General features: G+C 65.5%; 13 protein-coding genes. 6 read left to right on the top strand and 7 right to left on the bottom strand.

The window, feature by feature from the left end; genetic code table 11:
* Positions 1-68: 68 nt before the first annotated feature.
* The gene (gcvT, locus tag ACX9OT_RS09840) at positions 69-1,181 is read left to right on the top strand and encodes a glycine cleavage system aminomethyltransferase GcvT (RefSeq protein ID WP_277778650.1); all 1,113 of its coding nucleotides are present in this window, start codon (positions 69-71) and stop codon (positions 1,179-1,181) included.
* A 93-nt stretch (positions 1,182-1,274) separates the two neighbouring features.
* Positions 1,275-1,670, top strand: coding sequence for a glycine cleavage system protein GcvH (gcvH, locus tag ACX9OT_RS09835; protein ID WP_005410701.1), 396 nt, complete (start codon positions 1,275-1,277; stop codon positions 1,668-1,670).
* A gap of 292 nt (positions 1,671-1,962) precedes the next feature.
* Here gcvH and ACX9OT_RS09830 read toward each other — a convergent pair whose 3' ends face one another.
* A complete protein-coding gene (locus ACX9OT_RS09830; protein WP_125895567.1) occupies positions 1,963-2,262 on the bottom strand; it encodes a hypothetical protein in 300 nt (99 codons plus the stop codon).
* A 183-nt stretch (positions 2,263-2,445) separates the two neighbouring features.
* Between ACX9OT_RS09830 and ACX9OT_RS09825 the strand changes: the two genes are divergently transcribed.
* Positions 2,446-2,952 (top strand): histone, encoded by a 507-nt coding sequence (locus ACX9OT_RS09825; RefSeq protein ID WP_125432428.1) that lies wholly within the window; start codon positions 2,446-2,448, stop codon positions 2,950-2,952.
* 119 nt (positions 2,953-3,071) lie between these two features.
* Here the strand turns inward: ACX9OT_RS09825 and ACX9OT_RS09820 are convergent, their stop codons facing one another.
* Positions 3,072-3,965: a LysR family transcriptional regulator gene (locus tag ACX9OT_RS09820; RefSeq protein ID WP_134951643.1), complete on the bottom strand. Its 894-nt coding sequence runs from the start codon at positions 3,963-3,965 to the stop codon at positions 3,072-3,074.
* A 114-nt stretch (positions 3,966-4,079) separates the two neighbouring features.
* On the opposite strand from ACX9OT_RS09820, the gene ACX9OT_RS09815 reads away from it, so the two are divergent.
* On the top strand, positions 4,080-4,838 hold the full coding sequence (locus ACX9OT_RS09815; protein ID WP_049400632.1) for an SDR family NAD(P)-dependent oxidoreductase: 759 nt from the start codon (positions 4,080-4,082) through the stop codon (positions 4,836-4,838).
* Between the two features lie 107 nt (positions 4,839-4,945).
* Here ACX9OT_RS09815 and ACX9OT_RS09810 read toward each other — a convergent pair whose 3' ends face one another.
* On the bottom strand, positions 4,946-6,343 hold the full coding sequence (locus ACX9OT_RS09810) for a serine hydrolase domain-containing protein (protein ID WP_032130059.1): 1,398 nt from the start codon (positions 6,341-6,343) through the stop codon (positions 4,946-4,948).
* Positions 6,344-6,629: 286 nt separating this feature from the next.
* Here ACX9OT_RS09810 and ACX9OT_RS09805 point away from each other — a divergent pair, with 286 nt between their 5' ends.
* Both ACX9OT_RS09805 and ACX9OT_RS09800 read left to right on the top strand, forming a co-directional pair.
* Positions 6,630-7,958, top strand: a complete 1,329-nt coding sequence (locus ACX9OT_RS09805; RefSeq protein ID WP_134951641.1) for an NTP/NDP exchange transporter — start codon at positions 6,630-6,632, stop codon at positions 7,956-7,958.
* Between the two features lie 78 nt (positions 7,959-8,036).
* Positions 8,037-8,384, top strand: coding sequence for a DUF1304 domain-containing protein (locus ACX9OT_RS09800; RefSeq protein ID WP_277778651.1), 348 nt, complete (start codon positions 8,037-8,039; stop codon positions 8,382-8,384).
* 29 nt (positions 8,385-8,413) lie between these two features.
* Here ACX9OT_RS09800 and ACX9OT_RS09795 read toward each other — a convergent pair whose 3' ends face one another.
* The 4 genes from ACX9OT_RS09795 to ACX9OT_RS09780 all read right to left on the bottom strand — a co-directional run bounded on the left by ACX9OT_RS09795 (position 8,414) and on the right by ACX9OT_RS09780 (position 12,771).
* Positions 8,414-8,797: a hypothetical protein gene (locus tag ACX9OT_RS09795; RefSeq protein ID WP_277778652.1), complete on the bottom strand. Its 384-nt coding sequence runs from the start codon at positions 8,795-8,797 to the stop codon at positions 8,414-8,416.
* A 27-nt stretch (positions 8,798-8,824) separates the two neighbouring features.
* Positions 8,825-9,304, bottom strand: a complete 480-nt coding sequence (locus tag ACX9OT_RS09790) for a hotdog fold domain-containing protein (protein ID WP_121504652.1) — start codon at positions 9,302-9,304, stop codon at positions 8,825-8,827.
* Between the two features lie 75 nt (positions 9,305-9,379).
* A complete protein-coding gene (locus tag ACX9OT_RS09785) occupies positions 9,380-11,857 on the bottom strand; it encodes an acyl-CoA dehydrogenase (protein WP_049463537.1) in 2,478 nt (825 codons plus the stop codon).
* The gene (locus ACX9OT_RS09780) at positions 11,854-12,771 is read right to left on the bottom strand and encodes an alpha/beta fold hydrolase (protein ID WP_032130065.1); all 918 of its coding nucleotides are present in this window, start codon (positions 12,769-12,771) and stop codon (positions 11,854-11,856) included. Before ACX9OT_RS09780 ends, ACX9OT_RS09785 begins: the two co-directional genes overlap by 4 nt.
* Positions 12,772-12,830 lie beyond the last annotated feature (59 nt).

Genomic DNA, 12,830 nt, shown 5'->3' with positions numbered 1-12,830 from the left:
GGCGCGACCTGCGGGCGACCGATCTGGGATAATGGGGATTCTTGTTTCCTCTGCTGCCGGACCCGGTCATGACCCAGAAGACGCTGCTCAACGATACCCACCGCGCCCTTGGCGCCAAGATGGTCGATTTCGGGGGTTGGGACATGCCCATCCACTACGGCTCGCAGCTCGACGAGCACCACCTCGTTCGTCGCGAGTCGGGTGTGTTCGACGTCAGCCACATGACTGTGGTCGACCTGCGCGGTGATCAGGTCAAGCCGTTCCTGCGCCGCCTGCTGGCCAACTCGGTTGACAAGCTGAAGGTGACCGGCAAGGCGCTGTACTCGTGCATGCTGAATCCGCGCGGCGGCGTCATCGACGACCTGATCGTCTACTACCTGGGCGACGATTTCTTCCGCATGGTGGTCAATGCCTCCACCCGCGAGAAGGACCTGGCCTGGCTGCGCGAGCAGGCTGCACCGTTCGGCGTCACCGTCGAGCAGCGCCCGGACCTGGCTATTCTCGCCGTGCAGGGCCCGCAGGCGCGCGACATCGTGATCGGCCTGGCCCGCGAAAGCGATCGCGCAGCGCTGACCAAGCTGGGCCGTTTCGCCGCCCTGCAGGTGCAGTCCGATGACGGCGTCGAACTGTTTGTCGCCCGTACCGGTTACACCGGCGAAGACGGCTTCGAAATCCTGCTGCCGCAGGACGCCGTGGTCGCGTTCTGGAACCGCCTGCTGGCGGCGGGCGTGAAGCCGGCCGGCCTCGGCGCACGCGACACGCTGCGCCTGGAAGCCGGCATGAACCTGTACGGCCAGGACATGGACGAAGAGATCAGCCCGTACGAAGCGGCGCTGGCCTGGACCGTGTCGCTGGACGAAGGTCGCGACTTCATCGGCCGCGAGGTGCTGGAAGCGCAGAAGGCTGCCGGCACCGCCCGCCAGATGATCGGTCTGGTGATGGACGAGAAGGGCGTGCTGCGCCATGGTCAGGCGGTGACCACCGCCGGCGGCCAGGGCGAGATCCTGTCCGGCACCTTCTCGCCGACCCTGGCCAAGGGCATCGCCTTCGCCCGTGTACCGGCCGGTGAACTCGGCGAGGTCACCGTCGACATCCGTGGCCGGCAGGTGCCGGTGCGCGTGGTCAAGTTCCCGTTCGTGCGCGAAGGCCAGGCCCAGCCCGGCGTGCTCGCCGACGGCTGATCCGAAACTGCCGATCGTCACTGACAGCAGTGGCGGCCGGTTGGTTACACTAGCCCCGTTTTTTCCACCCCTGCATATCTCTGGAGCAGTCCCATGAGCGAGATCCCCGGCGACCTCAAGTTCCTCAAGTCCCATGAGTGGGCCCGTGTCGAAGGCAATGGCCGTGTCACCGTCGGTATTTCCGACCACGCCCAGGGCCTGCTGGGTGACCTGGTCTACGTCGAACTGCCGGAAGTCGGCGCCGACGCAAAGGCTGGCGAGCAGATCGCCGTTGTCGAGTCGGTGAAGGCCGCCTCGGACGTCTACAGCCCGATCAGCGGCAAGGTCGTCGAGGTCAACTCGGCGCTGTCCGACAAGCCGGAAACCATCAATGAAGATGCCTACGGCGAAGGCTGGATGTTCGTGGTCGAACTGACCAACGCTGAAGAGGTCAACGAACTGCTGGATCCGGACGCGTATGCCGAAGCCCTGGAAAACGACGACCACTGAGTCGTCACTTCCGGGTTCTGGAACGGCCACCTTCGGGTGGCCGTTTTTGTTTTGGCGAGTGCGTCGGACTCATGACGGCGGGTTCGCTCTGCACCCTCGGCGCGGCATCAGCCGACAGACGAACGGTGCCGATCAGCGTGCGCAGTTTTGCGCAAATCCGCGTTTCCGCCCCGCGCCGAAGCGATCGAATGTGAAAACTTTTCGCCCCCCGTTGCGGCCCCGTTGTGCTGGCGTTGGCGACGGTGCCGGTGACCATCGGCGATGCACGTGCGCTGTTGTCCGGAACATGTGCCTATCTGCGCAGAGTGCTTATTTCAAGTGTTTTTTGTTCAGAGAGCGCATCGACTTCGTCGTATGCGGCGCGCGTGCGCGCCGCTTCAATGGTCGTTGCAGGGCGCGCACGGCGGTGGCGAGGGCGGCGTCCGGGATGGCGCGGATGTGAAAATTTTTCGCGGGGGTTGTTGACAGTAAAAAAAACCGTGATTAGGTTTCGCCTCAGCAGACCTTGCCTGCCCAACCGAGTGCGCAGAATCAATCGTCCGATGCGAAGCAGCCCCTTCAAGACCACCGCGACCCTGATGACGGTGGACATGGCCCCGCTTCCCCCGGAGAAATGCAAGGCAACTCCCGTTCCGATGTCCGCTCCGCCGATCGAGGCGGGCATTGCCGCATCCGTAACGGCGCGCCTGACGCGCCGGCGGTCCCCGCACGCAGCATCCGCGGGTTTGATCCACCTGGGCGTTTCAACTCCCTATCACTGACGAGGAGCCATCCCATGGCAACCAAGAAAGCTGCGAAGAAGAAGCCCGCCGCCAAGAAAGCGGTGAAGAAGGTCGCGAAGAAGGCCGCTGCCAAGAAGGCAGTGAAGAAGGTCGCGAAGAAGGCGACCGCCAAGAAGGCAGTGAAGAAGGCTGCGAAGAAGGTCGCCAAGAAGACCACTGCGAAGAAGGCAGTGAAGAAGGCGGCGAAGAAGGTAGCCAAGAAGTCCACTGCCAAGAAGGCCGTCAAGAAGACCGCGAAGAAGGCCGTCAAGAAGGCCACCAAGAAGACTGCCAAGAAGGCAACGGCCCGCAAGCCGGCCAAGAAGGTCGCGAAGAAGGCCACTGCCAAGAAGGCTGTCAAGAAGACCGCCAAGAAGGCAGTAAAGAAGACCGCGAAGAAGGCGACCAAGAAGGCTGCCCCGAAGAAGGCAGCGAAGAAGGTTGCCAAGCGCAAGCCGGCCGCCCGCAAGAAGAAGGCCGCTCCGGTCGCTCTGCCGGCAACCCCGGCGCCGCTGATCTAAGTACTTCCCGATAGCCGCATCCTGAAACCCCCTTCCCTGACTGCCCAGCGGGGAGGGGGTTTTTTTATGGGCCGTTTGCAGGGTCGAGCCGTGCTCGACTGCTTTTCTGACAGTCGACGCTAGCGGTGCGGCGCCGGTGGAAAGCGCTCTACCAGGAAGTCCAGGAAGCTGCGCAGGCGGGTCGAGTGGTAGCGATCGTGGGCGTAGACCACGTGCATCGGCCGACCGGTCTGGCCGAACTCAGGGAACAGCTGCACCAGGCGTCCGGTGTCGATGTCGGCAGCCAGCAGCAGTGCCGACTGCAGCACGATGCCCAGCCCGTGCAGCGCTGCCGTGCGCAGCGCTTCGCCGTTGTTGATCTGCAGCCGGCCGCCGGGCACACGCTCGAGTTCGCCAGCGTCGGCCTGCAGCCACTGTGCGAGTGCGCTCGGTTCGAAGGACAGGCACTGATGCAGGGCGAGGTCGCGCAGGCTGCGAGGCGTGCCATTCCTGGCCAGGTACGCCGGCGATGCGCACATCATCAAGCGATACGGTGCCAGCGCACGCGCCACCAGCATGCTGCTGTCGGCCAGCGTGCCGATGCGCAGCGCCGCTTCGAAACCCTCCTCGGCGAGGTCGACCACGCGGTCGCTCAGCGTGACTTCGACCCGGACATCCGGATGGCGCGCCATGTATTCGGCCAGTGCCGGTACCAGTGCGTGAGTGCCGAAGATCACCGGCGCACTGATGCGCAACGTGCCCGCCGGTGCCAGCTGCTGGTGCTGCGCCTGTGCGTCCGTTTCTTCCACCAGCCGCAGGATCTCCCGGCAGCGGGTGTAGTAGTCCTCGCCGAAGGGCGTCATGTGCTGGCGCCGGGTGGTACGGCTCAACAGCTGCATTCCCAGCCGTGCTTCCAGCGCACGCAGGTGCTTGCCGGCCATCGTCGCCGAGATATCCATCGCCGCCGCCGCAGCGCTGAGGCTGCCCTTGTCCACGATCAGCACGTAGACCTGCATGCTCTCCAGCAGATTCATCTGACACCCCGGGTGTTGAATGCTGAAACCTGCGCGGAGTTTATCAATCAGGGGTGATCAAACAGCATGTACTGCACGGGCCGGATGTACCGGCTGGCGGATTGGGAGAACATCATGGATCTGGGGCTTGAAGGGCGTACCGCGCTGGTCACCGGGGCGGGCAGTGGCATCGGTGCCGGTGTGGCCAGGCTGCTGGCGGCCCAGGGAGTACGCATTGCGATCAGCGCACGGCGTGCCGAGCCGCTGCATGCACTGGCGGCGGAGATCGAATCTGCAGGCGCGCCGGCACCGATCGTCCTGCTGGGCGACCTCACCGATGCGGAGCAGGTACGCCACATTGCGGATGCAGCCTCGGCGGCACTGACGCGTGTCGACATCCTCGTCAATGCGGCTGGAGGAGGCCGGCCGACCACGGTGGATGCGGGGGACGATGTCTGGGAGGAAGCCATGGCCTTGAACTTCTCTTCGGCACGACGCCTGACCCAGGCACTGCTGCCGGCGATGCAGGCGCAGGGCTGGGGGCGGGTGATCAACCTCAGCGGTTCAATGGAACCGCGCGCGGTGAATGCTGCCACGGCGGCGAAGGCGGCGTTGCATCTGTGGAGCAAAGGGCTGTCGTCGGCGCTGGCCTCACAGGGCATCACGGTCAATGCAATCGCGCCGGGACGCATCAACAGTGCTCAGATCCGGGACCGCCTGCATCCAACCGAGGAAAGCCGGCGTGAGTTCATCGAACGCAACATTCCGATCGGGCGTTTTGGTGATCCGGAGGAGGTGGCGCCGCTGGTGGCCTTTCTGGCCTCGCCCTTGGCCGGCTACATCACCGGCGCGGTGATTCCGGTGGATGGCGGCATGCACTACTTCGCGCATTAGCCTTCCGTTTGTAGAGTCGAGCACTGCTCGATTGCTTTGCTCTACAACTGCCAATAAAGAGGGCGACCCGCAGGCCGCCCTTCGCACACACGGTGAAGCCCGCCAACTCAGCGCGGCGAGGCCACCGCACGGTTGCTCGAAGCACCCTTGCCCTTGCGCTTGTCCTGCTGCGCCGGGCTCGCGCCTTCGGCCATCAGGTTGTCGCTGCCGAAGTCGGTGTCCACGTCCAGCCAGCGCTGCGTCGGCAGGCCGAGCGCGGAATCGAGCACCGTCGGCAGCAGGCCGCTGGGCAGGCCGCTTTCGCCGTTCCACATGATGGCGATGCCGAGATCGCGTTCCGGCACCAGCGCGACCAGGCCGCGATAGCCCTGCACGGCACCGGCATGGAACACCACATCGTGGCCGGCGTAGTCGAAGGTGCGCCAGCCCAGTGCGTAGCCGGCCGAATGCAGGCGCTCGCGGCGCCAGCCCGAACGCATTTCGCCCGGGGTGTTGATCAGGCTCGAATGCAGGGTGGCCAGCAGCGGTGCCGGCAGCACGTCCGGGCGATGGCCGGTGTGGGCCAGCAGCCACTGCGCCATGTCGCTGGCGCTGGCGTTGACGCCGGCGGCCGGGGCGACGCGATAGTAGGTCGGCTTCGGTGTCAGCGACACCCAGCCATTGCGGCTGCGCACGTGCGGACGCGCCCAGCGCGAGCTGGCCTGGATGCCGGCCAGGCCGAGGCTGGCATCGTTCATGCCCAGCGGCTTGAAGATGCGGCGCTCGACCGACTGCTCGTAGAAGCTCCCCGAGGCGGCATAGACCACGTCGCCGATCAGGCTGAAGGCCACGTTCTGGTAGGCGTAGCAGTCGCCCGGCAGGCACTTCAGGCTGGTATTGGCCAGCTTCTGGGTGAGTGCGTAGTACTCGGCGTTGCCTTCGATGTCGCGGTCGTAGGCGTTGTACGGCAGGCCGACGCGGTGGCTGAGCACGTCGGCCACGGTCAGGCGATCGGTCGCTTCCGGAGAGTTCAGGCGGAAGCCCGGCACGTAGTCGGTGACCTTGCTGTCCCAGCGCAGCGTGCCATCGTTGACCAGCAGTCCGGCCATGGTGCCGGCGAAGGCCTTGGACAGCGATGCCAGGCGGAACACGGTGTGGGCGTCGACCGGCAGCGGGTTGTTGACATCGGTAACGCCATAACCACGCGCGCTGAGTACGCGGCCACCCTGCACGATGGCCACGGCCATGCCGGGCACACGCTCGCCATAGGTGAGTTGCTGCGCCATCGATTCGATGTTGGCCACGTTGAAGCCGGCCGCCGGCAGCTGCACCTGCGGCACCAGGCCGGTGCGGTAAGCGGCGGGCTGGGTGTGGGCGACGGCGGTGGCGGCGGATTCGATGTTGGCCGGCATCGGCGGCAATGGCGGCGGGGTCTGCGCGGTGGTGGACAAGGCAACGGGCATCAACATGCCCAGCAAACCGGTGGCCGCCGAACGGATCGGACGACGCAGGCTGTTCTTTTTCATCGTGGAGACCCGTGCGCGACTGCTGATGGCGATTCTAGCGCCGCTTTTCCCTTGTGCACAAACAAAGCGAAGATGAATGCGCATCTCGTTGAAAAAGTTGGGATTTTGACGCCCCGAAAGCATGTGTCGGAACGTGTCGTCCCGGCGGGGCCGTGACACTGCGTTGCGGCGTTCTGCGTGGTTGCTGCTGGCGATGTTGCAGTGCATTGGCTAACGTACGCGCTTCACCGCCCCCGGAGCCTGCCATGCCGCTGTCCAACCGCCGTCTTCTGGCGAGGGACACCGCGTGAGCGCGGTGAAGGGCAAGGGGCCGTTGCGTGGGCTGACGGCGGCACTGCGTGAGTCGCCGGCGCTGTGGTGGTCGTTCCTGTACTTCTTCTGCCTGCTCAGCGGCTACTACGTGCTGCGCCCGGTGCGGGAGGCGATGGCCGCCTCGGCCGACCTGGAAACGGTGTTCCCGCCGATGCTGATCGCCTGGTTCGCCAGTCATGGCATCGCGCTGAAGGATTTCGTCCTGCAGTTCCTGTTCTCCTGCGTGTTCGTGATCATGCTGGTGCTGCAGCCGGTGTACGGCTGGCTGGTCAGCCGCTTTCCGCGGCGGGTATTCCTGCCGGCGGTGTATGGGTTCTTCATCGTCACCTTGCTGGGCTTCTACGCGCTGTTCGACAGCAACGTGCCGGGGCGCGGCATGGCCTTCTTCCTCTGGGTGATGGTGTTCAACCTGTTCGCGGTGGCGGTGTTCTGGAGCTTCATGGCCGACGTGTTCTCCAACACGCAGGCGCGGGCGTATTACGGCTACATCGGCGCGGCTGGCACCATCGGCGCGTTCCTGGGCCCGCTCATTACCAGCGCGCTGGCACAGCGTGTGGGCATCGCCAACCTGATGCTGGTGTCTGCGGGTTTCCTGATTGTCTGCTTGTTATGCATCTGGCGGTTGCGGCACTGGGCGGTGCTGCGCGAACGCGAGCAGCAGCTGGTCTCGGGCGAGAAGCCGATGGGCGGCAGCGTGCTTGACGGCCTGAAGCTGATCGCACGCGAGCCGCTGCTGCGCTGGCTGGCGGTGCTGGTGGTGTTCGGCGTGGGCGTGGGCACCCTGTTGTACAACCAGCAGGCCAGCATCGTGCGCGCGGCCTTCAACGACCCGGCTGCCAGCACCGCGTTCTTCTCGCGCATCGACCTGGCGGTGAACGCGCTGACGCTTCTGTTGCAGTTGAGTCTGACTCGCTGGCTGTTGTCGCGCCACGGCATAGCCCCGGCCCTGCTGATTCCCGCGTTCGCCATCCTGATCGGCTTCTCGGTGCTGGCCGCATCGCCGCTGCCGATGATGGTGGCGGTGGTGCAGGTGCTGACCCGCGCCAGTGAATTCTCGCTCTTCAAGCCGGCACGCGAAACCATCTACACCCGGGTGGACCGCCAATGGCGCTACAAGGCCGGTGCGGCCATCGACACGGTGGTCTACCGTGGTGCCGACCTGAGCTTCACCTGGGTGCACAAGGGCTTGTCGCTGTTTGGTTCACACGTGGTGTTCATCGGCGGCGTGGTGGTTGCCGCGTGCATGACCGCTGCCGCATTCGGTGTGCTGCGCGAAGAAAAGAAGCTGCCGCGCGACCGCTGAGCCGCGCGGGGTCGGCTCCCTCTCCCACGGAGAGCGCTCTGACCCCATCACCCCATCCATCTATCCAAGGAACCGCCCATGTACTGGATCGCCCTCGCCCTGACCCTGCTGGTCGCCCTGCTGCACGTCTATTTCCTGGTGCTGGAGATGTTCCTGTGGACCCGCCCGCTGGGCCTGAAGACCTTCCGCAACACGCCCGAGAAGGCAGAGACCACGCGCGTGCTGGCGGCCAACCAGGGCCTGTACAACGGCTTCCTGGCGGCGGGCATCGTGGTGGGGCTGGTGATCGGTCAGCCGGTGCTGGTGACGTTCTCGCTGGCTTGCGTGGTGGTGGCCGGGTGCTATGGCGCGTACAGCGTGAGCCGGCGCATTTTCATGATCCAGGCCGTACCGGCCATTCTGGCGCTGGTGTCGCGAGCGCTCTGACGTGGGCGCGTGCTGGCAGGCGCCGCCGCTCAGCGGCTGATGGCGTGCATGAAGCCCAGCCACATTGGCACGGCATGCAGCGCCGCACCCAGCACGAACAGGCCCGTCAGCAGGTGTACGCGCCAGTCGTTGATGCGCAGGAAGACGAATTGTTCAAGCGCGCGGCCCACCCAGAACACCGCCATGAAACCCAGCAGGACCAACCCCAGACGAGTGCCGACCAGGTCCGGGGCAAAGATCAGCGCGATCAGCCCCATTCCCAGGAACACATAGATCACGCGCAGATTGAGGATCTGCATGATCGCGCGGTTGACCGTGCCGAGCTGGGCGAGCTCGCGTTTCCAGCCGAACAGCCGCCAGAACGCCAGATGGAAGGCGGCAAACCCCAGGCTGTGAATGCCTGCCAGGCGCACAAGCAGTTCAGCGGTCGTCATGGTTGATCAGCCTGTGCGCGGAGGGCGCGGCGATACCCACATTGCGATGGTCGCATGGAACACCTCGGTCCCTGCCGCATCGGTCACGCTGACCTTCACGGGCAGGTCGTAGCCGTCCGCAGCACTGACGATGGACAACATGGGCGTCGCCACGGCCTTCAACGTGCCCAAGGCCTTGGCCTGGTATTTCACTTCCATGCCCTTGGGGATCCAGCGCATGTCTGCCGGCAGGCTGGCGTCCACCATCACCCCGCCGACCAGCTCGGCCAGGTTGCACATCGCGATCGCATGTACCGTGCCGATGTGGTTGTTGATGCGGCGGTGCTGGCGGATCACGCCTTCGCAGCGGCCTGGCTCCAGTGCGGTGATGGTGGGCGCGATGCTGGCGAAGTAGGGTGCCTTGAAGCACACCGCGCGCGAGAACAGCCAGTTGCCGGCAGGCCAGCGCTGCAGGCGGTGGTAAAGCGAGAGCAGGGGCGTGGACATGGTTGACGTTCCGGTCGGCGGATAAAGCGACGGCGGGCCGAGGCCCGCCGTCGTGGCAACGCGTGTCGCGGGCGATCAGGCCGCCTGCGAATGCGGGTCCTTGTGCTGGCGGTCGTAGTAGCTGGCCGCGCGCAGTTCGTGGGTGTCGAAGTCGTCCACGGTGATGGTGTCCAGGGTCAGCGTACGCAGTTCTTCCAGCAGGCTGCGCTCGTCGTGGGTGATCACGCCTTCGGCCACGGCCTCGTCCAGCTGGCTCTTGAAGTCCAGCGCTTCGATGCCCTTGCTCTTCAGCGCCTTCAGGAACTTGCGCTCCACCGGCTCGGCCATGATCGCCTTGCTCAGGTAGCTGTTGATACGGCCGCCCGGGTTGTTCTCGCACGGGGTCAGGAACACGCCGCTGGCCAGACGGTCGCGGGCTTCGTTCGGTGCCATCAGCAGAGCGGCAACACGGCGGCTCAGGCGGTCGCCGGGGGCCTCGGCACGACGGCCCAGCGGGAAGATCAACGCCCACATCAGCCAACCGATCGGACGGATCGGGAAGTTGCGCAGCGCGGCCGACAGCGATTCTTCGATCTTGTGCACGCTGTCATGGAAGGCCCAGGCCAGCAGCGGCTGGTCGGCCTGCGGTGCGCCTTCGTCGTGGTAGCGCTTGAGCATGGCGCTGGTCATGTAGACGTGGCTCAGCACATCGCCCAGGCGGCCGGACAGCGATTCCTTGAACTTCAGCTTGCCGCCGAGGGTCATCATCGAGATGTCGGCCATCAGCGCCAGGTTGGCCGAGTAACGGTCCAGCTTGCGGAAGTAGCGGCGGGTGTAGGCGTCACCCGGGGCAGCACCGAAGCGTGCACCGGTCAGGCCGAACCAGAACGAACGCACGGCATTGGAGAGGCCATAGCGGATGTGGCCGAACAGGCTGCGATCGAACTCCTGCAGGCCGGCACGGGTATCCGGATCCTGCGCAGCCTTCATTTCCTTCAGCACCCACGGGTGGCAGAGGATCGCACCCTGGCCGAAGATCAGCAGGCTGCGGGTCATGATGTTGGCGCCTTCCACGGTGATCGCGATCGGCGCGGCCTGCCAGCTGCGGCCGGCGAAGTTGCGCGGCCCCAGGATGATGCCCTTGCCGCCGATCACGTCCATCATGTCCGAGATCACTTCGCGGCTCATGTTGGTGCAGTGGTACTTGGCGATCGCCGACGGCACCGACGGCACGTCACCACGGTCAACCGCCGCCGCAGTGGCCTGCGACAGTGCGCTGATCTTGTAGGCCTTGCCGCCGATGCGGGCCAGCGCTTCTTCCACGCCTTCGAAGCGGCCGACCGACAGGCCAAACTGCTTGCGGATGCGTGCATAGGCGCCGGTCACGGCGGCACCGGCCTTGGCACCACCACTGGCGGTGGACGGCAGGGTGATCGAGCGGCCCACGGCCAGGCACTCGTTGAGCATGTTCCAGCCCTTGCCGGCCATGGCAGCGCCACCGATCAGCTGGGTCAGCGGAATGAACACGTCCTTGCCGCGGATCGGACCGTTCTGGAACGTCGAGTTCAGCGGGAAGTGGCGACGGCCGATTTCAACGCCGGCGGTGTCGCGCGGCAGCAGGCCCAGGGTGATGCCGATGTCGCGGGTATCGCCGATCAGGCCATCCGGATCGTACATGCGGAAGGCCAGGCCGATCAGCGAAGCGACCGGGGCTAGGGTAATGTAGCGCTTGTCGAAGGTCAGCTTGACGCCGAGCACCTGCTCGCCGTTCCACTCGCCCTTGCAGACGATGCCGTAGTCCGGAATGGAGGTGGCGTCGGAGCCGGCGAACGGACCGGTCAGGCCGAAGCACGGCACTTCGCGGCCATCGGCCAGGCGCGGCAGGTACTGGTCCTTCTGTTCCTGGGTGCCGTAATGCACCAGCAGTTCACCCGGGCCCAGCGAGTTGGGCACGCCGACGGTGGAGCTGACCACCGAAGACACCGACGCCAGCTTCTGGATCACCTTGTGGTGGGCCAGCGCAGAGAAGCCCAGGCCGCCGTACTCCTTCGGGATGATCATGCCGAAGAACTTGTTCTTCTTGATGAAGGCCCACAGTTCCGGCGGCAGGTCAGCGTGGACGTGGGTGATTTCCCAGTCGTTGACCATGGTGCACAGCTCTTCCACCGGGCCATCGAGGAAGGCCTGTTCTTCGGCGGTCAGCTGCGGCTTGGGATAGTTGAGCAGGATGTTCCAGTCCGGATCACCGGTGAACAGTTCACCCTCGAAACCGACCGAGCCGGTTTCCAGCGCGATGCGCTCGGTCTGCGACAGTGGCGGCAGCACCTTGCGGAACACCTTCATCATCGGGCCGGTCAGCAGCGGCTTGCGGATGAACGGCAGCAGCAGCGGCACGGCGATGACGGCCAATACAGCGGCTGCGACGATCGTGGCGGTCTGGTTGACGTAGGGAATGAACCAGCAGGCGGCCAGCAGGGCCACGCTGATCAGCGTCCAGGTAACCAGCCGCATGCGGTGGTAGGCGACGAACGCGCCTGCCAGCAGCAGGGCGAGGAAGGGAAGAACGATGCTCATGAGCGTGCTCCGGTGACGTGCTCGTTTGTGGCGGACGAAGCCGCAGCGTCTGCTGCGGGCAACACGTCCAGATAGTCCAACACAGTAGCGGTAAAGGCGTCGTTGTCGTCGCCGGCGACCATGTGCGTGGCCTGCGGCAGCTGTACATGACGCGCGTGCGGCGCCAACGCCAGGAATTCGGCCACGGTCTGCGGCGTGACCAGGTCGCTGCGACCGCCGCTGACCAGCAGCAGCGGGCACTTTACCTGGCGCGCGGCTTCGGCCAGTGCGTCCTGGTGCTGTTCGCTGTCGCGGGCCAGTTCGGCCACCAGGCGCGGATCCCAGTGCCAGCGCCAGCGGCCGTGACCGTCTTCGCGCAGCAGCGCGCGCAGCGACTGCTCGGATTTGCGCGGACGGTGCGGCATGTAGGCCGAGATCACGTCGGCGGCCTGGCTCAGCGAGGCGAAGCCGTCGGGATGGGCGGTCATGAAGGCGAGGATGCGCTCGACACCGGCGGTATCCCAGCGCGGGGTGATGTCGACCAGCACCATCGCCGAGAACAGGCCCGGCCAGCGCGACTCGGCCAGCAGACCGAACAGGCCCCCCATCGAGGCTGCAACCAGCACCGGCGGGCGCGGCTGTTCACCGGCCAGCACGATCAGGTCATCGGCGAACTGTTCGCCGTGATAGGGCAGGTCGGCGGCATTCCAGTCCGAATCGCCGTGACCACGTGCGTCATAAGCCAGCGTCTGCAGGCCGGCTGCAGACAGGGCACGCGCGGTGGCATTCCAGGCGTGACGGGTCTGGCCGAAACCGTGCGCGAACAGCACCCGGCCACGACGACCGTGGTCGCTGGCAGTGGCGGCGAGGCGGGCACCATGGGCCGCCTCCAGGTGCAGGTCATGGAACGCAGCGGGAGTAGGGGACGTAACCATACTTGCTAGTATGGATCGCTTGTGAGGGAAGTCAATACTGCATCGTATGGTGCGGTGCG

This window comes from Stenotrophomonas genospecies 3, from assembly GCF_054473855.1.
This window is presented reverse-complemented; position numbering and strand designations above follow the sequence as displayed.